Annotated in this window: 22 protein-coding genes; 11 read left to right on the forward strand and 11 right to left on the reverse strand. The window is 70.8% G+C overall.

The annotated features are described in order from the left end of the window. Window positions 1–160: 160 nt before the first annotated feature. From ACFYL6_RS17615 to ACFYL6_RS17630, 4 genes are all read right to left on the reverse strand, one after another. Complete coding sequence (locus ACFYL6_RS17615; protein WP_387172270.1) at window positions 161–1,015, reverse strand: hypothetical protein; 855 nt, start codon at window positions 1,013–1,015, stop codon at window positions 161–163. Next, the gene (locus ACFYL6_RS17620) at window positions 1,008–1,508 is read right to left on the reverse strand and encodes a SigE family RNA polymerase sigma factor (RefSeq protein ID WP_210784424.1); all 501 of its coding nucleotides are present in this window, start codon (window positions 1,506–1,508) and stop codon (window positions 1,008–1,010) included. The genes ACFYL6_RS17615 and ACFYL6_RS17620 overlap by 8 nt, the downstream gene beginning before the upstream one ends. A gap of 63 nt (window positions 1,509–1,571) precedes the next feature. Beyond that, window positions 1,572–2,555, reverse strand: coding sequence for a ketopantoate reductase family protein (locus tag ACFYL6_RS17625; protein WP_387172272.1), 984 nt, complete (start codon window positions 2,553–2,555; stop codon window positions 1,572–1,574). A gap of 150 nt (window positions 2,556–2,705) precedes the next feature. Continuing rightward, complete coding sequence (locus ACFYL6_RS17630) at window positions 2,706–3,449, reverse strand: M50 family metallopeptidase (RefSeq protein ID WP_387172274.1); 744 nt, start codon at window positions 3,447–3,449, stop codon at window positions 2,706–2,708. Between the two features lie 101 nt (window positions 3,450–3,550). On the opposite strand from ACFYL6_RS17630, the gene ACFYL6_RS17635 reads away from it, so the two are divergent. Together ACFYL6_RS17635 and ACFYL6_RS17640 are read left to right on the forward strand one after the other, a co-directional pair. Beyond that, complete coding sequence (locus ACFYL6_RS17635) at window positions 3,551–4,102, forward strand: Uma2 family endonuclease (protein WP_387172276.1); 552 nt, start codon at window positions 3,551–3,553, stop codon at window positions 4,100–4,102. 126 nt (window positions 4,103–4,228) lie between these two features. Then, window positions 4,229–4,981, forward strand: coding sequence for a GH25 family lysozyme (locus ACFYL6_RS17640; RefSeq protein ID WP_387172278.1), 753 nt, complete (start codon window positions 4,229–4,231; stop codon window positions 4,979–4,981). A gap of 82 nt (window positions 4,982–5,063) precedes the next feature. Here ACFYL6_RS17640 and ACFYL6_RS17645 read toward each other — a convergent pair whose 3' ends face one another. Further along, window positions 5,064–5,291: a hypothetical protein gene (locus tag ACFYL6_RS17645; protein WP_387172280.1), complete on the reverse strand. Its 228-nt coding sequence runs from the start codon at window positions 5,289–5,291 to the stop codon at window positions 5,064–5,066. Between the two features lie 65 nt (window positions 5,292–5,356). Next, window positions 5,357–7,381, reverse strand: a complete 2,025-nt coding sequence (locus ACFYL6_RS17650; RefSeq protein ID WP_387172282.1) for a protein kinase — start codon at window positions 7,379–7,381, stop codon at window positions 5,357–5,359. 90 nt (window positions 7,382–7,471) lie between these two features. Between ACFYL6_RS17650 and ACFYL6_RS17655 the strand changes: the two genes are divergently transcribed. From ACFYL6_RS17655 to ACFYL6_RS17675, 5 genes are all read left to right on the forward strand, one after another. Then, the gene (locus tag ACFYL6_RS17655) at window positions 7,472–7,666 is read left to right on the forward strand and encodes an acyl-CoA carboxylase subunit epsilon (RefSeq protein ID WP_387172284.1); all 195 of its coding nucleotides are present in this window, start codon (window positions 7,472–7,474) and stop codon (window positions 7,664–7,666) included. A gap of 88 nt (window positions 7,667–7,754) precedes the next feature. Continuing rightward, complete coding sequence (locus ACFYL6_RS17660) at window positions 7,755–8,213, forward strand: hypothetical protein (RefSeq protein WP_112581897.1); 459 nt, start codon at window positions 7,755–7,757, stop codon at window positions 8,211–8,213. A gap of 1,420 nt (window positions 8,214–9,633) precedes the next feature. Then, window positions 9,634–10,761, forward strand: a complete 1,128-nt coding sequence (locus ACFYL6_RS17665; protein ID WP_387172286.1) for a S8 family serine peptidase — start codon at window positions 9,634–9,636, stop codon at window positions 10,759–10,761. 212 nt (window positions 10,762–10,973) lie between these two features. Then, window positions 10,974–11,642 (forward strand): Maf family protein, encoded by a 669-nt coding sequence (locus ACFYL6_RS17670; RefSeq protein ID WP_387172288.1) that lies wholly within the window; start codon window positions 10,974–10,976, stop codon window positions 11,640–11,642. Next, window positions 11,639–12,292, forward strand: a complete 654-nt coding sequence (locus ACFYL6_RS17675) for an O-methyltransferase (RefSeq protein WP_387172290.1) — start codon at window positions 11,639–11,641, stop codon at window positions 12,290–12,292. The genes ACFYL6_RS17670 and ACFYL6_RS17675 overlap by 4 nt, the downstream gene beginning before the upstream one ends. A gap of 81 nt (window positions 12,293–12,373) precedes the next feature. Here the strand turns inward: ACFYL6_RS17675 and ACFYL6_RS17680 are convergent, their stop codons facing one another. The 3 genes from ACFYL6_RS17680 to ACFYL6_RS17690 all read right to left on the reverse strand — a co-directional run bounded on the left by ACFYL6_RS17680 (window position 12,374) and on the right by ACFYL6_RS17690 (window position 14,840). After that, window positions 12,374–13,129: an ABC transporter permease gene (locus ACFYL6_RS17680; protein WP_124823257.1), complete on the reverse strand. Its 756-nt coding sequence runs from the start codon at window positions 13,127–13,129 to the stop codon at window positions 12,374–12,376. 18 nt (window positions 13,130–13,147) lie between these two features. After that, on the reverse strand, window positions 13,148–14,107 hold the full coding sequence (locus tag ACFYL6_RS17685; RefSeq protein WP_387172292.1) for an ATP-binding cassette domain-containing protein: 960 nt from the start codon (window positions 14,105–14,107) through the stop codon (window positions 13,148–13,150). A gap of 121 nt (window positions 14,108–14,228) precedes the next feature. Beyond that, window positions 14,229–14,840, reverse strand: a complete 612-nt coding sequence (locus ACFYL6_RS17690) for a PadR family transcriptional regulator (protein WP_387172666.1) — start codon at window positions 14,838–14,840, stop codon at window positions 14,229–14,231. A gap of 150 nt (window positions 14,841–14,990) precedes the next feature. On the opposite strand from ACFYL6_RS17690, the gene ACFYL6_RS17695 reads away from it, so the two are divergent. Further along, a complete protein-coding gene (locus tag ACFYL6_RS17695) occupies window positions 14,991–16,742 on the forward strand; it encodes an acetyl/propionyl/methylcrotonyl-CoA carboxylase subunit alpha (RefSeq protein WP_387172294.1) in 1,752 nt (583 codons plus the stop codon). Between the two features lie 16 nt (window positions 16,743–16,758). Here ACFYL6_RS17695 and ACFYL6_RS17700 read toward each other — a convergent pair whose 3' ends face one another. Next, complete coding sequence (locus ACFYL6_RS17700) at window positions 16,759–17,652, reverse strand: LysR family transcriptional regulator ArgP (protein ID WP_387172296.1); 894 nt, start codon at window positions 17,650–17,652, stop codon at window positions 16,759–16,761. A 70-nt stretch (window positions 17,653–17,722) separates the two neighbouring features. Here ACFYL6_RS17700 and ACFYL6_RS17705 point away from each other — a divergent pair, with 70 nt between their 5' ends. Both ACFYL6_RS17705 and ACFYL6_RS17710 read left to right on the forward strand, forming a co-directional pair. Next, the gene (locus tag ACFYL6_RS17705) at window positions 17,723–18,319 is read left to right on the forward strand and encodes a LysE/ArgO family amino acid transporter (protein ID WP_387172298.1); all 597 of its coding nucleotides are present in this window, start codon (window positions 17,723–17,725) and stop codon (window positions 18,317–18,319) included. A gap of 76 nt (window positions 18,320–18,395) precedes the next feature. Continuing rightward, window positions 18,396–19,835 carry a GuaB1 family IMP dehydrogenase-related protein gene (locus ACFYL6_RS17710; protein WP_238657394.1) on the forward strand — a complete coding sequence of 480 codons (1,440 nt, stop codon included), beginning with the start codon at window positions 18,396–18,398 and terminating at the stop codon, window positions 19,833–19,835. Between the two features lie 136 nt (window positions 19,836–19,971). Here ACFYL6_RS17710 and ACFYL6_RS17715 read toward each other — a convergent pair whose 3' ends face one another. Further along, window positions 19,972–20,532 carry a TetR/AcrR family transcriptional regulator gene (locus ACFYL6_RS17715; RefSeq protein WP_387172301.1) on the reverse strand — a complete coding sequence of 187 codons (561 nt, stop codon included), beginning with the start codon at window positions 20,530–20,532 and terminating at the stop codon, window positions 19,972–19,974. Window positions 20,533–20,615: 83 nt separating this feature from the next. Between ACFYL6_RS17715 and ACFYL6_RS17720 the strand changes: the two genes are divergently transcribed. Continuing rightward, window positions 20,616–21,062 (forward strand): DoxX family membrane protein, encoded by a 447-nt coding sequence (locus ACFYL6_RS17720; RefSeq protein WP_387172303.1) that lies wholly within the window; start codon window positions 20,616–20,618, stop codon window positions 21,060–21,062. Window positions 21,063–21,075: the final 13 nt, after the last annotated feature.

A 21,075-nucleotide genomic window follows, 5' to 3' on the forward strand; every position in this document is an offset into this window, starting at 1 on the left:
CAACCGACCCCGCCGTATCCTCGCCTACAAGAAACCCAAAGAAGTCTTCGCCGAGCTGCTGACCAGCCAGATTGCTTCCACCAGCTGAGCACGGGGCTGCCTCCGGGCAACAGGATGCGGCAACGACCCTGATGTTGTGCGGATCATCGCCCCGGCCGCGTCAGCAGGGTGGGTTGGCGGCCGCACACATCCGGGCTGCCGCCGCCACTGCGAGCTGGACGAGTTCGGCCTCGGTGCCGTCGTCGCCGAGGCGGAGCACCGAGACGGTATCGCCGACCCGGACGACCGCCAGCAGGATCGGCGACGGCGCGTCGCCGAGCGGCTGCCCGGTCTCCAGGTCCCGGGTGACGGTGAGCGAGTCCCGCAGGATGGCGGCGTCGTCACCGGCGAAGCTCCGCCGCACCACCGACCACCGGTGCAGTGCTTCCCCCGTGCGGGTCCCTTTTGCAGTCATGATCGGCCCGACGCTCAGCCATTCGGCACACGGAGCGACCAGGTCGTCCAAACTGGCGAAGACCTGCGTGGCCGCCTCGGGCGTCAGGCGGAAGAGATCCTGCGTGACCAGCACGTGCTTGTCCACCTGGACGCGCGGAGGGTGCTCCCGCAGCAGGGTCTGCGAGCGGGACCAACGCGAGATTTGCCAGCCCTCCGGCAGCGCCTGGCTCGTGCGGCAGTAACCGAGCATGTCCGCCAGCCGGACCGGCTCGCCCAGCCCCGACTCGCTGAGCTGCACGCCGACCGGCTGCGCCAGGTCGGCCGGTTGCAGCAGCGCGTCGGTGCTGATCTCGCCCCGGGTCGGCGAGGCGGAGGCGGCCGGCAGAGCCGGTGACGGGGACTTCCCCGGAGCGGCGACCGCCGCGGCGGACACCCCGGCGAGGGCCAGCACGACGGTGGCCACCACGATCTTGCGCTGGCTGCGGCGACGGCCCCGGGAGCGGATCTCCTCCGGGGCGAGCCAGCGCACGTCCCGCAGGTCCCGCTGGATCTGTTCGACGAACGTCGGGTCGTCACGCATCGGTTGCCTCCTCCAGGTCAGAGACGGCGAGCAGACCGGCGAGCGCGGCACGCCCCCGGGAGAGTCGAGCCTTGACCGTGCCCACCGGGGCTGCGGTCTCCCGCGCCACGTCGGCGACCGGCATGCCCATCAGGTAGTACAGGGCGATCGCGACGCGTTGTTCCTCGGGCAGTAGACGCAGCGCGGCGACCACCTCGACGGTGTCGGTGCCCGGCCCGGGAACCGTTTCGGTCACACCGTGCCGCAGGTACGCGCGGGCCCGGCTCCGCAGACTGCGCCACCGGCTGACCGCGATCCGGCTGGCCACCACCCGCAGCCACGCCTCCGGGTCGTCGTACCCGCTCACCGTCGACCAGCGCTGCCACGCCCGGATGTACGCCTCCTGCACGGCGTCCTGCGCCTCGCCCCGATCGCCGGTGAGGGCGTAGACGAACCCGAGGAGTCGTTGCCGACTCCCCCGGTAGAACTCGTCGAACCCGTCGACGTCCGGCACCCCGCTACCTCCCCGTGTCGGTCGCTGGGAACACGCACCGGGCGGGGTCGTCGGTTGCCCCGGTCAGGGGATCATCTTCTCCAACTCGGTGAGCGGGAACGCGCCGGCCGCGATCCGCTCCCGGACCGCCCGGCGTACGGCCCGCTGCACGGCGACGTTGACCGGCGTCGGTACGCCGTGCAACCGGCCCAGCAGCGCGATCTCGCCGTTGAGGTGGTCCACCTCGGTCGAGCCGGTGCCCCGGGCCAGGCTCTGCCAGGTGGAGCCGCCTGAGCGGGCCTCGCCGTCGACCGGGCGCTGCCCGACCAGGTCGCCGCGTTCGGCCTTCTCCTCCTCCGGCGAGGTGTGCGCGATGCCGGCGGCGGCGAGCGCGGCGACGCCCTCGGCGCGTACCCGCTCGACCAGCGCGTCCGGGATGTCCTGGCCGAGCAGCGCCTGTAGGCCGTTACCGAGGTTGCTGAGCAGCTTGCCGTACTTCCAGCGCAGCACGTCGGCGCGGACCGGGGCGACGAAGCCGGCGGCGGTCAGGTCGGCGGCGATCGCCCGGTCCGTGTCGTCGGCGCCGCCGGGGTACCGCCCGATGTGGAGCATCCCGGGATGCGGGTACCCGTTCGCGACCACCACGCCCGGGTCCAGGTGCGTGGCCGGCAGCCAGACGCAGACCGGGTGTACGTCGGCGAAGAGCCGCAGCGCGGCCCGCTCGTTGGCCACCCCGTTCTGCGCGGTCACCAGCGGCAGGCGTTCGCCCGCCGTGCCGCCGCCGACCACCGGCGCGTCCACCCAGGCGGCCAACGCGCCGGCGGTGTCCTGCGACTTCACGGTGAGGACCAGCACGGTGTCCGCTGGCAGCGGCTGGTCACCGGGCCGGTCCACCGCCGCGAGCCGGGCGGTGACCGCGCCGTCGGGCTGCCGCAGAGTCAGACCCCGCGCGCGGATCGCGTCCAGGTGGGCACCGCGGGCCACCACTGTCACGTCCCGGTCGGCCTGGGCCAGCCGTACGCCGATGGTCCCGCCAACCGCACCAGCCCCGATGATCAGGTATCGCATGACCTCATCCTGCCCGACCGCGCCGTGCCGCCGTGGTCCGAGCCGCCACCCCTCCCGCCGTCGATCATGGAGTTGTGGTGCCTGGCTGCGGGGGTATTGCGGTTTCTGCGGCCCACCACAACTCCTTGATCGACGCGGACGGAGGCGGGGTTAGCCGGTCAGGCCGGCGTTGGTGAGGATCGGGCCGGCGAGCAGGAGCGCGCCGGCGATCAGCGCCGCCAGGTTGACGAGGGCGAAGACGCCCACCCAGAAGAGCGGCGGGAACGGGGTGAGCCCGGCGAGTTGGTCGGCGTCGGAGGCGGGCATCCGGCCCCGGGAACGCAGCCGTTGCAGCTCGACCACCGGCCGCACCCCACCGAGCAGAAGAAACCACACCCCGGTGTACGCGAACGCGGCCTGGACCTGCGGCGTCGCGTACCACGAGACGGCGAACACCAGCGCGCCGGTGACCAGCAACGACACCACGCCGAAGGCGTTGCGGATCATGACGAGCATGGCCAGCAGCAGCGCCACGGCCACCCACAGCAGCAGGGTGATCCGGTTTCCGCCGAGCAGCCAGGCGCCGGCCAGCCCGACCAGCGGCGGGGCGACGTATCCGGCGAGCAGAGTGAGGATCATGCCCGGCCCGGTGGGGCGGCCGGCGGAGAGCGTCAGCCCGGACGTGTCCGAGTGCAGCCGGATGCCACGCAACTTGCGGCCGGTGAGCAGGGCGACCAGGGCGTGCCCACCCTCGTGCGCGATGGTGATGGCGTTACGGGCGATCCGCCACGGCAGCCGGGTGGAGACCACCACCAGCGCGACGGCCCCGGTGATCAGCACCAGCAGCGCGGGCGGGTCCGGCTGCGCGCCGAACAGCGTGTCCCACAGGTCGCCCAGCCCGTCGATCGACATCATGGGGCGCGAGCCTACCGGCGGCGTTCCGTGTCGCTCCGGAGGCACCGGCTCGTATCCTGTGAAACTGATCGGGTGGCGAGGGAAGCGGGAGGTGAGCGCGGATGAGTGCGGAACCCCTGGGACACCACGTCGGGCTCTGGACCGAGGCCGACTACTTCGCCCTGGGTGAGACCCCGGACCGGATCGAGCTGCTCGACGGGAGCCTGATCGTGAGCCCTGCCCCGAGCAAGCGGCACCAGTTGGTGTCGTGGGAACTCGTCTACAGCCTGCGTCGAGCGATCCGACCACAACCCCTCCTCGTCTTCGAGGCGGTCAACGTCCGGCTCGGGGTGGATCGGATCGTCATCCCCGATGTGGTCGTCGCGGACACCGACGACGAGGGCACGGCGGTAGAGGCCGCCGAAGTGGTGCTCGTCTGCGAGATCGTCTCGCCCGGGAACGCCGCTGCCGACCGGCTGGTCAAGATGCAGCTCTACGCCATTGCGCGGATCCCCTGGTACCTGCTGGTCGAGCAGGACGGGGACGGTCACTCGTTGCGGCTGTTCCGGCTGGACGGTGAGCACTACGTCGAGGACCAGGTGGCCAAGCCCGGCGAGACGCTGACCGTCGTCGAGCCGTTCCGCTGGCAGCTCGACCCGGCCACGCTCCGCTGATCCGTCCTGCCCCGACCATCGGGCCTTCGCATCCCGTCAATGAAGCTTTTCTCCGGTCGGCCTTGTGATCTAGGGCACTTAACTCCAATGATGGGTGTCGATAGAGCGACGTCCTTGGAGGCACTCATGGCCCGTACCCGATCATCGCTGCGCCGCGCGCTCGCGGCCGGCCTCACCGTCCTCGCCACCGCGGCGGCGGCCCTGGTCGCGACCGCCGGACCGGCGACCGCCGCCACCACAGCCGGTGTCGACGTGTCCCGTTACCAGGGCACCATCAACTGGACCAGCGTCCGCAACGCGGGCATCGAGTTCGCCTTCATCAAGGCGACCGAGGGCACCAGCTACAAGGACCCGAACTTCAACGCCAACTACGTCAACGCGTACAACGCCGGGGTGATCCGCGGGGCGTACCACTTCGCCCGGCCGAACATCTCCGCCGGCTCCACCCAGGCCAACTACCTGGCGTCCAACGGTGGGGCCTGGTCCGCGGACAGCCGTACCCTGCCGGCCGCGCTGGACATCGAGGGCAACCCGTACGCCGGTGGCTACTGCTACGGGCTCAGCACCACCGGGATGCGCAACTGGGTGCAGGACTTCCTGAACACCTACCGCTCCCGCACCGGCCGGTACGCGGTCATCTACACCACCACGAGCTGGTGGAACCAGTGCACCGGCAGTTGGACCGGCCCGTGGGCGAACCACCCGCTCTGGCTGGCCCGCTGGTCGAGCACGCCCGGCGCCCTGCCGGCCGGCGCATCGGTGTGGAGCTTCTGGCAGTACACCAGCACCGGCGCGGTCTCCGGGATCAGCGGCAACGTGGACCGCAACTACTGGAACGGCGACCGGAGCCGCCTGATCGCGTTGGCCAACAACACCTGACCGGGCCGTTGGCGGCAGCGGGATCGACGGTCACCACACGGTCGACAATCGGTCCGGCTGCCGCCACACCACCGGGTACGGGTCAGGCCCGCCGCCGGCTCAGGACCGGCACCACAGCATCCTCACGAGCCAGCGCGCCCCTGCGGGTCAACCGCCAGGCAGCCACGCCAAAGCCGGCAACGATCACGACGCCGAGCAGTGCGACGAGCACCGAAACCCCGGCGCTGACCAGCAGCAGGATCGCGTCGCCGAGCGCCACGAGCATCCACAGTGCCAGCCGGGGCCGAGTGTCCCTCCGTCGGTAACCCATGTCGTGCCTCCTTCCGTCGTCGACTGTCAATTACCCACGACGACGGAAGGTCATGCGAATGAGTTTCAGTCCTGACGGTCGGGCACGAAACCCTTGGCGATCCGGTCGAAGTTCGGCAGGTTGGCCTGCCAGTCCTTCTGGGCGATCTCCCACCGCAGGGCGTAGCCGCGGTTCTTGGCCGTCACGAACCCGCGGTTACGGACGTGGATCCGCTGCCCGTCCCGGGTCTCCAGCCACTCCCAGTCTCCGCAGGTCTTCCAAAAGTCGCAGCCCACGATGTTGAGGTACTGGTAGTTGTTGACGAGCCGCTTGCGGTTCGGCTCCTGCTCCCGCCAGTCGGCGACCGCGTCCTTCGCCGGGGTGTTGGTCCACTGCACGAGCAGCTCACCCGGCCCGTTGGACTCGTTGAAGACGACCGTGAAGCTGTCGACCTGGCTACGCACCCACCCGTCGGGGATCGGCAGGGTGAAGCCGGCCGGGTCCCGGTGCAGCTTCCAGCCCGCCGGCAGCGCGTTCGGGTCGACCGAGGGGGTGGCCGAGGCCGACGGGCTGGGCGCACCGCTGGTGGGCGCCGGTGGCGCGGCAGCGGAGGTCGGCGCGGCCCCCGAGGTCGCCGCAGCACTGGTCGGGCCGGCCTGCGGACTCCTGTCGTCGTCCTTGGTCAGCATCGGCACGACCACCACGAGGCCGATCAGCAACAGGGCGACAACGGCACCGATCAGCAGGTTACGTCGGGTGTTGTTCGGCTTCGTGCCATCCGGGGGCAGCACCGCCGCGCGACCGGCCGGACTCACCGGCGGCATGAGCGACGTCGGCGTGGTCGGCTTGCGCTGCTCCGGAGCCACCGGCGGGCCATCGACGACCGTCGGCTCGTCGTCGCCGTTCGTCGTACCGTCGCCGCTCGTGTCGGGCGCGGCCGTGACCTTCGCGGTCGGCTCGGCATCGGACGGGTCGGCCTCGGACGGCGCCGGGCGGTCGATCGCCGTGCTCGGCTCGGCCGGCGCCGCTGCGGTCGGGTCGGCTGGCACCACCGCGGTCGGGTCGGCGACCGCACCGGAGGAGACGACGGCCGTCGGCGTGGCATCAGCGGCGGGCGTCGCGGCGGCAGCAGAGGTGGCGGTGGGCGTCGCGGCGGCGGCCGGCGGCGGCGACACCGGCCGGTCGACAGTCTCGGCCGGTCGCGGGGCCGGCACCACCGGCAGGCGCGGCTCGCGCGGACCGTTCGGCCCAGGCCGGCGTACGCCATCGAGCAGTGAGATGCCACGCGACCGCTTGCCGGCGGCGCGGCGCAGCAGGCGCTCCGCCACCTCGGCGGTGATCCGCTCGTTCGGGTCCTTGCGCAGCAGCCCATTGAGCACAGCCTTGAGCGGACCGGCGTTCTTCGGCGGCGGAATCGGCTCGGTCGCCAACGCCGCCAGGGTGCCGATCGCCGACGGCCGGGCGTACGGCGACTTACCCTCGACCGCCGCGTAGAGCGTCGCGCCCAGCGACCACAGGTCGGCCTCCGGCCCGGCGGTGCCGTCCCGTGCCCGCTCCGGGGAGATGTACGCAGGTGAGCCGAGCACCATGCCGGTGCGGGTCACGTTGGGGTCGCCCGGGATCGTGGCGAGACCGAAATCGGTCAGCACCACCCGACCATCGTCGCCGAGCAACACGTTGCCGGGCTTCACGTCGCGGTGCATGACGCCCGCCTTGTGCGCGGCGGTGAGCGCACCCAGCACACCAAGGCCGATCTCCACCGTGCGGGCCACCGAGACGGGGCCGTCCTCGGCGAGAGTGTCCTGCAAGGACTTCGACGCCACGTACTCCATGACGATCCACGGATCGCCGTCGGTGCGCAGCACGTCGAAGATGCGGACGACGTTGGCGTGGTTGAGCCGGGCGATGGCCCGCGCCTCCCGCAACGAGCGCTCGCGCATCTCGCGGCGCTCCTCATCGGTGAGACCGGGCGGCGGCACCAACTCCTTGATGGCGACGTCCCGGTGCAGCACCTCGTCGCGCGCCTTCCACACCCGGCCCATGCCGCCCTGGCCGAGCGGCGAAAGAAGCCGGTATCGGTCAGCGACGAGTTGGGGAAGCGCGTTCGACATCGGTGAGACGGTACCCGGACCCGCTGACGCTCACACCGCCGGCACGCCACTGTGCGCTTCGCGTAACTTCGCGCCGCGTACCCTGGCGGCATGTCTGCCGAAGAGCCGCTGTTCCGGGTCGTCCGCGGCGTGCCCACCGCCGAGGAGTTGGCCGCTCTGGTGGGGGCGATCCTCGTCCGGACCCGTCCGACCGTCGCCCCCGCGCCGGCAACCGCGTCCGCCTGGGCGCGCAGCGGTCGACCGGGTGGCTCCAGTGGGTGGCGCGCCGCCGGCCTGCCCCGTTGACCCGACCCGCCGTACGGGGGCTGTCAGGGGGGCGTTGAGCCGTTAACCTCACTCAGGGAAACGGTGCCGTTACGGGTAGGGAGGATCCATGATCCCCGAAGAGGACCGGCCAGCACCCTGGCTACGCGGTTACGGCGGCATCGAAGCCGACATCAGCCAGCTCAGAGAGTTCGCCGACCGGCTCGCCGCCGAGGTCGAGAGCAACTACGCGCCGCACCTGTCGTACATCGCCGAAGACATGTCCGCGAAGCTGCCCAACCCGTGCGACGCCTTCATCGAGCTGGTCACCTTCCTGCACGCGCACCACGAGACGCAGCAGGCCACCGCCGACATGGTGTACGCCGTCCGAGGCGCCACCGGCCACCTCGCCGCCGCCGCCGACCAGGTCGCCACCCACTACGCCGACAGCGACGCCTTCACCGCCGCCCGAGTGGTGGACGTGCAACGAGCCCTCGCCAACCCGGCCAGCGTCCTCCCTGGCGGCCCCACGCCGACACTGACCGACCCGACCAGCCCCGACGCCGAAGGGCCGGTGGTGCTGCCGTGATCGAACGGGGCGCCGGCCGCACCTCCGGCCTCACCGACTGGCACCTCATGGACGTCAACAGCATGTGGGCCTGCCTCCAGGACCACGACACCGCCAACCACTGGAAGCAGGTCGCCGGCTGGCGCAAGGTCTGCGACCTGGCGCAAACCCACCTCGGCCGCCTCCAGCAGTACCGACGCGGCCTCGCCGAGGCATGGCCCCCCGAAACCAGCGCCGCCTCCCGCACGTACCTCGCCGAACTCGACGAACTCATCGACAAGGTGCAGCGCACCCACGACGCCGCCGCCGCGAACTACACCGCACTCTCCGCCGCAACCCAGGCCATCGGCACCACCCGCGCCGCACTCCGCAAGATCTACGAGGAGTACGCGACCAAGTTCCAACAGAAGCAGGCGTACGAGTCGATGGCCGCCGACCCGAAAGCGGTGATGGGCAACCGAGTCACCGAGCCGCCGGTTGCTGACGGGGAACTCGAACGGCTCAACGTGCAGGCCCGATCCATGATGTTCAGCTTGAGCGGCGAACTCCAACAAGCCCAAGCAACCCTCCAAAAACCACCCCCGCCACCTCGTCGACCAGGCCATCAGCCGAATGATCCTGACGTTTATGACACGAGCGCACAGAGTCCGGTCATTTCCCCGGTCGTCGCAGTGCCAATATCGCCAACAACCCCGCCATCGCAGACTCCGAAAACATCTACTGCAGGCCCTACGCCTGCCGTGACTGCCCCGAGCGTAGGGCCGGTACTGGGTGGAGTGGGTGCGGCCTTAACGCCGGGCACGCCAAACCCAAGTCCCGCCGGACTGGCGAGCCCTCCGCTAGCCTCCCCCGGCGCTCCCATAAGCCCGCCACCCGGCATCTCAATGCGGCCTGTTGGCGAGCTGGCCCCCCATGCACCATCAGGGTCAATCGGCAGGCAAAAGGCTGGGGTCGAAGGCCCTACCCATCGATCAACGTCCCCGGTTCCGAATAGAGCCATGCCACCGGGAGGCATCATCGGAGGTCCACCGGCAATCGGTTTGGGCCAGCCCGGGTCAGGACCGAACTCGCCCCGCCGCGTCAACCCGATCGGCGGTGTGATTGGGGGCGGAGGCGCGGGCACAGCACCTAGTGGAGGAGCTGGTTCTCGACCCGGCGCAGGTCGCAGCCTTCCAGCGGCACAGAGCATCCCACCGATTGGCGGTGGCCCCGGCCTGACGAGTCCCGGTTATATGCAGCCAAACCCCGCGCGGCCGAGCGCCCGCAGACAGACTGATAACAGTTCGCCCCACTGGGACCCCGACAACCCGTGGGAGACCGAAAAGGGAGTGACTCCGGTAGTCCGGCCACCCGACGACGAAGGACCCATCGATCCAGGCCCGGCTATCGGCTTCGCCCGGTAATGCTATTCATTACCCGAGCCGTTCTAGTCTCGATAGTCGTGCCAATCGCGGCCCTTGGGACGGCCCCGGAGGGCCGGCCGATTTCGATACACGGCGCCCCAAAGCCGGGCCAAGTCGAGCGCATTCGCGAGGACCAGTGGCACCTTCGCTTCCTGAATGCCTCCCGAGCACAGACGATCAGCCAGGGCGAGGGCGTCACTGTCGCGGTTCCGGACACTGGCGTCGATCCTCATCCTGACCTCAGGAACAATTTACTCAAGGGCACAGACACCGTAGCGGGTGGCTCGGGAGATGGTCAGCAGGACCTGAACAGCCATGGGACGAGCATGGCGGGGTTGATTGCGGCACACGGCAGGGGCACAAGTTCGGGTGCGCTCGGCATTGCACCTAAGGCCAAAATTCTCCCAATAAGGGCGGCTGGTGCAGACAATTTCGGCGAAGCCGATGATCTCGCCGCAGCCGTTGAATACGCGATAGCCAGCAATGCTCAAGTCATTAGCATCTCGAGCGGAGGCGCCTCGACACCGCGACTCGTCCGAGCGATCAAGTCCGCACTCGCAGCCAACATCACAGTTGTGGCATCGGTCGGTAATTCACCCCACAGCCCGACTGCATATCCGGCCAGCGAAGAGGGTGTTATCGCGGTTGGGGGTGTCGATCGCGCTGGACAACACGCTGCTATCTCGGTAACCGGACCGAAGATAGATGTGGTCGCTCCTGCGGTTGACATCTACAGCACCAGCTACGGCGGGAAATACTCGAAAGGGACTGGCACGTCGAGCGCGACGGCCATCGTGGCGGGTGCGGCTGCTTTGATCAGGTCCAAGTACCCATACCTGCCGGCCCGGGAGGTGGCGCACCGGCTCACGGCTACCGCCGTCGACAAAGGCGCTCCTGGGCGTGACGACGAGTACGGCTACGGGGTGATCGATCTTGTGGCGGCGCTGACGGCAGACGTACCGCCGCTGGGTTTTGAATCGGTGAGCGCCCCGGCCGGTGCTGGCCCGACCACGACGGCTGGCGCTCAACCGGGTGATGAGAGTGATGGCGCGACCGCGCGCGGCCTGGCCACCCTTGGGGTGCTCGTCGCTGCCGGGGTCGGGTGGGCCGTGATAGCGCGGCGACGCCGGCGCGGTGATGATCCGCCGCCCAGAATCAGTCGCTGATCGATCAACGAAGCGTGATCCACTCGCGTTCCAGGAAACCGCGGTGTCCGGGGCGAGGGGATACCGCGTGTTCCTGAAAGGCGAGTGGATCAAGGGCCCGGCAGACCGGGCAGACCGGCCACCCGACCAAACCGACCGTTCGACCGGCCGGGGCGGCGGGGGCTGGGCGGGGTGGCGGTGTTGGTGCAGGGGTGGGCGGTAACGTCGGGCTCGTGTCTGAGACCTTGCCGCTCCGCCTCGTGCTCGCCTCGGCGAGCCCTGCCCGTCGTAAGTTGCTCCAGGCTGCCGGCGTCGAGCCGGAAGTGCTGGTCAGCGGGGTGGACGAGTCCCTGGTGGTGACCGAGCGGGCCGAGGAGTTGTGTCTGGAGCTGGCTCGTCTGAAGGCGCAGGCGGTGTTGACCCGGCTGAACCCGACCTCCGAGCAGCGGACGTTGGTGATCGGCTGCGACTCGGTGCTCGCCTTCGACGGCGAGATCCTCGGCAAGCCGGCGGATGCGGCCGACGCGACCCGGCGGTGGCTGCGGATGCGGGGGCGCAGCGGCGTTCTGCACAGCGGGCACTGCCTCGTCGATGTTGCCGCGGGGCGGCGTGCGGAGGCGGTGGCGTCGACCACGGTCCACTTCGCTGACATCAGTGACGACGAGATCGCCGCGTACGTGGCCACGGGTGAGCCGCTGGCGGTGGCGGGCGCGTTCACGATCGACGGTTTGGGTGGGCCGTTCGTGGAGCGGATCGAGGGTGACCCGGGGACGGTGGTCGGGCTGTCGATGCCGCTGCTGCGCCGGCTCCTCGCCGAGTTGGATCTGCGGATCACCGACCTGTGGACGACTGTCGCGCCGGGCGGCCAAACGGTCGAGCCGCTCGGTAACGTCCGGTCATGACCACCAAGTCGATCCCGCTCACCAACGAGCTGCACGCCTATCTGATCGCACACGGCTCCCCGCCGGACGAGATCATCCGTGACCTGGCCGAGGAAACCCGGTCGGTGCTGCCGGAGCACGCCACCATGCAGGTGGCGCCGGAGCAGGCCGCGTTCCTGACGTTCCTCACCCGGCTGCTCGGCGTACGGCAGGCCGTCGAGGTCGGCACGTTCACCGGGCTCTCGTCGCTGGCGATCGCCCGCGGGTTGCCCGAGGGTGGGCGACTGACCTGCTTCGACATCTCCGAGGAGTTCACCGGCATCGCCCGGCGCTACTGGGCGAGGGCCGGCGTGCAGGATTCGATCGACCTGCGCATCGGCCCGGCCGCGGACGGGCTGCGGGAGTTGCCGCACGAGCGGCACCTGGACTTCGCGTTCATCGACGCGGACAAGACCGGCTACCCCATCTACTGGGCGGAGTTGGTGCCCCGGATGCGTCCGGGTGGGGTGATCGCCGTCGACAACGTGTTGCGGGGCGGGCGGGTCATCGCCCCGCAGGACGCCGGTGACCGGGCCATCGCCGCGTTCAACGACGAGGTCCTCGCCGACGTACGGGTGGACCCGGTGATGCTGCCGATCGCGGACGGCCTGACCCTCGCCCGGGTCCGCTGACCGCCGACAACCATTGGACACGGAGATTGGGGTGTCCCCACCAGGGGACACCCCAATACCAAAGAGCAGCGAAAGCCAGCGTCAGCGGACGCTGCGGGCGAACTGGCGGGCGGCCCAGTAGACGCCCAGCGCCGCGAGGACCGCGGTGATGCTGAGGCCCTGCCAGACCTTGTCGCTGCCCAGGTCACCGGCGAACAGCGCCCGGGTGCCGTCGACCGCCCAGGAGAACGGGTTCCAGTTGGCGATGCCCTGCAACCAGCCGGGGGCGAAGGTCAGCGGCAGCAGGATGCCGGAGAGCAGCAGCACCGGCTGCGCCACGGTGTTCATCAGCGGGGCCAGCGCGTCCTCGCTCTTGACCTTGAGGGCGACGCCGTAGGAGACGGCCGAGGTCATGAGGGCGATCAGGGCGAGCATCAGGTACGCCAGCAGCAGGTCCCCGATGAACACCCGTAGGTCGAAGATGAGCGCCAAGAGCGTGATGATGACGGCCTGCACCAGGAGCGAGACCACGTCGCGCAGCGAGCGGCCGAGCAGCAGGGCAAGCCGGCTGATCGGGGTGACCCGGGAGCGTTCGATGACGCCGGCTCGCAGCTCGGCGATCAGCCCGAAGCCCTGGAACAGGCCACCGAAGATGGCCAACAGCACCAGCAGACCCGGTACGAAGATCTTGTAGGCGGCGGCCTGGGTGGGCGCGTTCAGTGCGGGCTTGAGCAGCGGGGCGAAGAGCAGCAGGTACATGACCGGCTGGAACACGCCGACGAAGACCCAGACCGGGTTGCGCAGCAGGAGTTGGATCTGGCGCTGAAAGATCAGCCACGTGTCGCGGGCGAATTTCATGAGAGTCGTCTCCGGTGGTCAGGACTCGCGCAGCGAGCGGCCGGTCTTGGTGAGGAAGACGTCGTCCAGGCTGGGTCGGTGCAGCTCGATCGAGCGCAGCTCCAGCCCGGCGTGGTCGAGTCGGCGCAGCACCTGCGGGATGGCGGTGGCGCCCTCGTCGACGTAGAGGCGCAGGCCGCCCTCGTCGACCGTCTCCAGCTTGTTGACGTACGGCTCGCCGTCGAGCGTCTGGGCGGCCTGCGGGGTGGCGGCCAGGTCGAGACCGACAAGCACCACGTCCCCGGAGATCTCCCGCTTGAGCTCGGTCGGCGTGCCCTCGGCCACCACCTCTCCGTTGTCCATGATCGCGATGCGGTCGCAGAGCGCGTCGGCCTCGTCCAGGTAGTGCGTGGTGATGAAGACGGTCATCCCGTCGCCGCGTAGCCGCCGGATCTCGTCCCACATGTGGGCCCGACTCTGCGGGTCGAGGCCGGTGGTCGGCTCGTCCAGGAAGACGATCTTCGGCTCGTGGATGATGCCGAGGGCGATCTCCACCCGGCGGCGCTGGCCGCCGGAGTAGGTCTTGCACTTGCGGTCGGCGTACTCGGTGAGCTGGAAGGCATCCAGGGCTTGGGCGGCGCGCCGCTGCGCGTCGGCCTTGCTGATGCCGTACATCCGGGCGTGCAGCACCAACTCCTCGCGGGCGGTGGACTCGTCCCAGGTGCTGCCGCCCTGCGGGACGTACCCGATGCGGCGGCGCACCTCGGCCGGGTCCTTGCGCAGGTCGGCGCCCGCGATGGTGGCCTCGCCGCCGTCCGGCTCGATCAGCGTGGCGAGCATCCGCAGCGTGGTGGTCTTGCCGGCGCCGTTCGGGCCGAGGAAGCCGAAGATCTCGCCCTTGGCAACGTCAAGGTCGACGCCCCGCACGGCGTCCACCGTCTTCGTCTCTCGACCCGCGCGGGAGCGGAACGACTTCCGCAGCCCCCTGGTCTCGATCATTTCTGCTCCTGGTCGTTCGGGCCGGTCGGGCCGGCCGTCGAGTGGGCGGACGCCGGACGGCGCACTCCCCCGCTGTGCCGCCAGCAGGCTAACGCGATATAGCTTTTTTAGTCAACGTTGATTATTCCGCGTCGGCGTCGGACGGCTCCACGCCGTCCCTCCACCCCGACCAACCCTGCGCTTCATCCAGCTCAGCAGGCAGGTACGACACTCCGGAATCGATCCGCTCCGCGATCCGCTCGCACCAGCTCATCTCCGCTTCCGCTCGCGCCGACCACAGCTCGAACATCCAGCCCACGTGCGCCGGCTTGCGGTTGCGCACCCAGTCCGACTCCAGCGAGGCGCGCATCGACTCGACGCCGGCGCGCAGCAGGTTGGCCCGGTTACGGAGGGCGGCGGCCGCCTCGGCGCGCGGCATGGCCGGCAGGAAGGAGAAGGCCGCCACGAACGGGTCGGCGGGCTCGCTGATGGTCCACCAGGAGTTGCGCAGCAGCGTCTCGAACTCGTCCTCCCCCTTGACCGTCACCTCGTACGTGGTGCGCGCCGGACGGGCGCCGACCTGCTCGGTCGCGACGGCGCGGAGCAGCCCTTCCTCGGTGAGCTTGCGCAGGGCGTGATAGATCGATCCAGGCTGTATGTTCGCCCACTTGTCGGCGCTCCAGCTCAGCAGCTCGCGGCGCACGTCGTAGCCGTGCACAGGCTGCATCCACCGCACCAGACCGAGAATCATCATCCGAGTCGAAGACACCCGACAAGCGTAATAGCCAAGTTTGACTAAACCGTGGTGGGTGCAGTGCGGCATCCCACACTGAGCGATCGTTAGGGCCGCCGTGGGCGGCCGATACACTCCCCGTCAGTAACCTGCCCGGGAGGAGCCACGAAGGTGCGCAAGGTACTCATCGCCAACCGCGGCGAGATCGCCGTCCGGGTGATCCGCGCGTGCCGCGACGCCGGCCTGGGCAGCGTCGCCGTGTACGCGGACTCCGACCGCGACGCCCTGCACGCCACCCTCGCGGACGAGGCGTACGCGCTCGGCGGGGACAGCGCGACCGAGACCTACCTGCGCATCGACAAGCTGCTCGACGTCGCCGCTCGGGCCGGCGCCGACGCCGTACACCCGGGTTATGGCTTCCTCAGTGAGAACGGCGACTTCGCCCAGGCCGTCATCGACGCCGGGCTGACCTGGATCGGCCCCACCCCGCAGGCGATCCGCGACCTGGGCGACAAGGTCACCGCCCGGCACATCGCCCAGCGGGCTGGCGCACCGCTGGTCCCCGGCACCCCGGACCCGGTGGCCAGCCCGGACGAGGTGATGGCGTTCGCCGTCGACCACGGCCTGCCGGTCGCCATCAAGGCCGCTTTCGGTGGCGGTGGGCGCGGCCTCAAGGTCGCCCGCACTATGGAGGAGATCCCCCAGCTCTTCGAGTCGGCCACCCGCGAGGCGGTCGCGGCGTTCGGTCGGGGCGAGTGCTTCGTCGAGCGGTACCTCGACCAGCCCCGGCACGTCGAGGCGCAGGTCCTCGCCGACCAGCACGGAAACGTGATCGTGGTGGGCACCCGGGACTGCTCGTTGCAGCGACGCCACCAGAAGCTCGTCGAGGAGGCGCCCGCGCCGTTCCTCACCGACGCCCAGCGTGCCCAGATCCACGACAGCGCCAAGGCGATCTGCCGGGAGGCCGGCTACCACGGTGCCGGCACTGTGGAATACCTGGTCGGCAAGGACGGCACCATCTCCTTCCTGGAGGTCAACACCCGGCTCCAGGTCGAGCACCCGGTCACCGAGGAGACCGCCGGCATCGACCTGGTCCGCGAGCAGTTCCGGATCGCCGACGGCGAGAAGCTGCGGATCACCGAAGACCCGACGCCGCGCGGGCACGCCATCGAGTTCCGGATCAACGGCGAGGACCCGGGCCGCAATTTCCTGCCCGCCCCGGGCACGGTCACCGCACTGCGCCTGCCCAGCGGGCCGGGTGTGCGGGTCGACACCGGCATCTCGGCCGGCGACGTGATCGGCGGCAACTTCGACTCACTGCTCGCCAAGGTGATCATCACGGGTGAGACGCGGACCGAGGCGCTGGAGCGCGCCCGCCGCGCGCTGGACGAGATGGTCCTCGACGGGATGGCCACCGCACTGCCGTTCCACCGGCTCGTCGTGCGGGACGAGGCGTTCACCGCCGAGCCGTTCACCGTGCACACCCGGTGGATCGAGACCGAGTTCCAGAACACCGTGCCGCCGTTCACCGCCGCCGCCGGCGCCGCCGAGGCGCCGGCCGAACGCGACACCGTCGTGGTCGAGGTCGGTGGCAAGCGCCTCGAGGTCAGCCTCCCCGCCGGCTTCGGCGGGAGTACGACCACCGCGGCACCCGCCTCCCGCAAGCCGACCCGGCGCGGTGGCGGTGCCAAGGCCGGCGCTCCGGTCGGCGGCGACGCGCTCACCTCGCCGATGCAGGGCACCATCGTCAAGATCGCGGTGGCGGACGGCGACACCGTGGCCGAGGGTGACCTGGTCGTGGTGTTGGAGGCGATGAAGATGGAGCAGCCGCTGCACGCGCACAAGGCGGGCACGGTCAGCGGTCTCAGCGCCGAGGTCGGTGCCGTGCTCACCGCTGGCGCCCCCATCTGCACCATCGCCTGAGCCGCCCGGCGGGCAGTCAGCGCAGGGTCTCGGCGGCGACCGCCCGGACGGCGGCGGTCAGGGCGTTCAGCACGTCCGACTCCAGCCGCCAGTGCTGCCAGTAGAGCGGGACGTCGAGGTGTCGGCCCGGCGCGAGGTCGACACAGCGGCCGGCGGCCAGGTCGGCCTGGGCGATCTGTTCCGGCACCAGACTCCAGCCCAACCCGAGCCGGATCGCCTCGCTGAACGCCGGCACCGACGGTACGTAGTGCACCGGCGGGTCGAGCGGCCGCCCGGCCACCACCCGGATGAAGCGGTGTTGCACTCGGTCCTTCCGGTCGAAGACCACCAGCGGGGTGGTCGCCAGCGCCGCCGCGGTGAGTCCTCCGACGAAGTGGGACGCCGCGAATTCCGGCGTGGCCAGCGGGCGGTAGCGCATGGCCCCGAGCCGCAGCACGCGGCAGCCCTGCACGGCCTCCCGCTGGGCGGTGACCGCCGCCGTCACCGAACCGTCGCGCAGCAGCTCGGCGGTGTGGTCCTGGTCGTCCTGGCGCAGGTCGAACGAGAGCCCGGCCCGCTGCGGTAACCGGGCCAGCGCGGCGGGAAACCAGGTGGCCAGCGAGTCGGCGTTGACCACCACGGCGACCCGGATCCGGCCACCGCCGGCCAGCGGGCCGCGGGCATCGGCCAGCGCCTCCCGTTCGAGCAGCGCGAGCTGGCCGGCCAGGCGCAGCAGCGGGCGGCCGGCGTCGGTTGCCACGCACGGTCGGGCGCGGCGGACCAACACCTGGCCGGCGGTCTCCTCCAGCGCCTTGATCCGTTGGCTCACTGCCGACGGGGTGACGTGCAGCAGTCGGGCCGCGGCGTCGAAGCTGCCCTCCGCCACCACCGCCGCGAGCGTCCGTAGCTGCGCCGAGTCGAGACCATCCATTAGCTGAGCTTAAGTTGCGTGAGAATCTTTAGTTGGACTGGTGGCCGTCGACGGCCCTAGCGTCGAGCCCGTGCTCACCTCCGCCGTCGCCGGCTTCTCGATCTCCATCGCGCTCATCGTCGCCATCGGCGCCCAGAACGCCTTCGTCCTGCGCCAGGGCCTACGACGTGAGCACGTCGTACCCGTGGTGCTGACCTGCGCCGCGTCGGACGCGCTGCTGATCATGGCGGGGGTGGCCGGGGTCGGTTCGCTGGTGACCGGCCGACCGGGCCTCCTGACGGCGATCCGCTGGGGCGGTGCGGCCTTCCTGCTCTGCTACGCGGTGCTCGCCGCCCGCCGCGCCGCGCGTCCCGGTGCCCTGCTGCCCACCGATCGACCGCCGGCAACGTTGGGCGCGACCCTGCTCGCCTGCGCCGCCTTCACCTACCTGAACCCCCACGTCTACCTGGACACCGTGCTGCTCCTCGGCGGCGTGGCCCAACAACACCCACACCGGTGGGTGTTCGGCGCCGGCGCCGCCCTGGCCAGTGTGGTCTGGTTCACCGCGCTCGGCGTCGGCGCCCAACGCCTCGCGCCGCTGCTCGCCCGCGCCGTCGCCTGGCGGGTGCTGGACGCGGTCATCGCCGTCGTGATGGCCGGGCTCGCCGTGGCGCTCCTGCTGGGCTGATCGGTTCGCCCGGCGGTGCGAGTGTTTTTCGCGACCACCGGCGGTGGAACCGACCGCGAGCGGGAATGATTGCCGGGTGCGGTTCCTTCACGGCGCGGCTCCCGCGCACGACTTGACCTATACCGACGTCTTCATGGCGCCGGCCCGCTCCGACCTGGGTTCCCGGCTCGACGTCGACCTGTCCACCGGCGACGGCACCGGCACCACCATCCCGTTGGTGGTGTCGAACATGACCGCGGTCGCCGGACGGCGGATGGCGGAGACGGTCGCCCGCCGGGGTGCCATCGCGGTGATCCCGCAGGACATTCCGATCGAGGTGGTGGCGAATGTCGTCGCCTGGGTCAAGCAGCGCCACCTGGTCTACGACACGCCGATCACGCTGGGCCCGACCGAGACCGTGGGCGACGCCATCCACCTGCTGCCCAAGCGCTCGCACGGTGCGGTGATCGTGGTCGACGACGCCGGCCGGCCGATGGGTGTGGTCACCGAGGCGGACACCACGGGCGTGGACCGGTTCGCCCAGCTGCGGCACGTGATGTCCACCGAGCTGCACACCGTTCCGGCGGACGCGGACCCGCGTACCGGGTTCGACCTGCTCTCGGCGGGCCGCCGCCGACTCGCCCCGGTGGTGGACGCCGAGGGCCGGCTGGTCGGGGTGCTGACCCGGCAGGGCGCGTTGCGCGCCACGCTCTACACCCCGGCCGTGGACGACCGGGGCCGGCTCCGGATCGCGGCAGCCGTCGGGATCAACGGTGACGTGACCGGCAAGGCGGCGGCGCTGCTGGAGGCGGGGGTGGACACGTTGGTCGTGGACACCGCGCACGGCCACCAGGCACGGATGATCTCCGCACTTCAGGCGGTCCGCAAGCTGGACCCGGGGGTGCCGGTGGCGGCCGGCAACGTGGTCACCGCCGAGGGCGTACGCGACCTGGTGGAGGCGGGGGCGGACATCATCAAGGTCGGCGTCGGCCCCGGCGCGATGTGCACCACCCGGATGATGACCGGCGTGGGTCGACCGCAGTTCTCCGCCGTGCTCGACTGCGCGGACGCCGCCCGCCAACTGGGCCGGCACGTGTGGGCCGACGGCGGGGTGCGGCACCCCCGGGACGTGGCGCTCGCGCTCGCCGCCGGCGCGTCGAACGTGATGATCGGCTCCTGGTTCGCCGGCACCTACGAGTCCCCCGGTGACCTGTACACCGACGCGGACGGCCGGCGGTACAAGGAGAGCTTCGGGATGGCCTCGGCTCGGGCGGTCAGCGCCCGAACCGCCGACGACAGCCCGTACGACCGGGCCCGCAAGGCGGTGTTCGAGGAGGGCATCTCCTCGGCCCGGATGCACCTGGACCCGGCCCGCCCCGGCGTCGAGGACCTGATCGACGAGATCATCGCGGGGGTACGCAGCGCCTTCACCTACGCCGGAGCACGGAACCTGACCCAGTTCCACGAGCGGGCCATCGTCGGCGTGCAGAGCGCCGCCGGCTTCACCGAAGGAATGCCCCTCCCGACCAGCTGGTGATCCCAGCCCCGCGCGCCCCGACGCGTCGATCATGGAGTTGTGGTGCCTCGCAGAAGGGGCAGCGATGGGTGAACCGCCCACCACCACTCCATGATCGACGCCGGGGGGCGGGGGCGGGCGGCGGGGCGGGGCGGGGTTAGGGCGCTAGTCGGCGTAGGACGGCGCGGGCTGCTTCGCGGGGGTTGTCGCCGACCCGGTCGGGCAGCGCGCCGGCCAGCCAGAGGGTGGCGAAGCCGTGCGCGATCGACCAGGCCGCGAGCGCGTCCCGGTCGGTGTCGGCGGGCGCGCCGCCGGTGGGTAGCGCCGCCACCCCGGAGCGGAGGGCTGCGCCGGCCCGGCCCCGGGCGGCGGCCAGCTCGGCGTCGTCGGCCCGGTAGAGCTCCGGCCGGAACATCACCTCGAAGTACGCGCGGCGCGTGACGGCGAAGTCGACGTACGCGACGCCGGCCTCCAACAGGTCGTCATTCGCCTCGGTCAACGTCCGGGCCAGCAGGTCGAAGCCCTGCGCGGCGAGCGCGGTGAGCAGGCCCGCCTTGTCGCCGAAGTGGTGTGCGGGCGCGGCGTGCGAGACACCGGCCCGACGGGCCAGGTCGCGCAGGCTCAGCGCGGCCGGCCCGACCTCCTCGATGGCCTCCAGCGCCGCGGCCAGCAGGGCGCGGCGCAGGTCGCCGTGGTGGTAGGCGCGCGTGTCGGTCATGCCCGAATCCTATCTTGCCATTGACAAGATACGACGTTGACGCTCAATCTTGTCACTGACAAGTTCGACCGAGGAGGATTCCGATGGCACCCCTGATCGCCCTGATCGTCGGCACCGCGCTGGCCCGACTCACCGGCCTGGCCGGCGTCTCCGCACTGGACGACTGGATTTCCGCACTCCGCGTCGGGCTGGCCGTGATGTTCACGCTGACCGCCGTCGCGCACTTCGCCGGTCAACGCCGAGCCGACCTGATCGCGATGGTCCCGCCCGGACTGCCCCGGCCGGACCTGCTGGTCACCGTCACCGGCGTGCTGGAGCTGGTCGGCGCGGTCGGCCTCCTGGTGCCGGCGACCGCCCGGGTCGCGGCGGCCGGGCTCGGCCTGCTCATGCTCGCCATGTTCCCGGCCAACGTCTCGGCCGCCCGTCGCGAACTGACTCTCGCCGGCCGCCCGGTCACCCCGCTCGGGCAGCGCACCGCCCTGCAGATCGTGTTCGTGGCCGCCGCCACGGTAATTTCGTTTGGTGCCTGACTATCAGGGGGCT

Source organism: Micromonospora sp. NPDC007208 (assembly GCF_042869175.1).
Taxonomy (GTDB): Bacteria; Actinomycetota; Actinomycetes; order Mycobacteriales; family Micromonosporaceae; genus Micromonospora; species Micromonospora foliorum.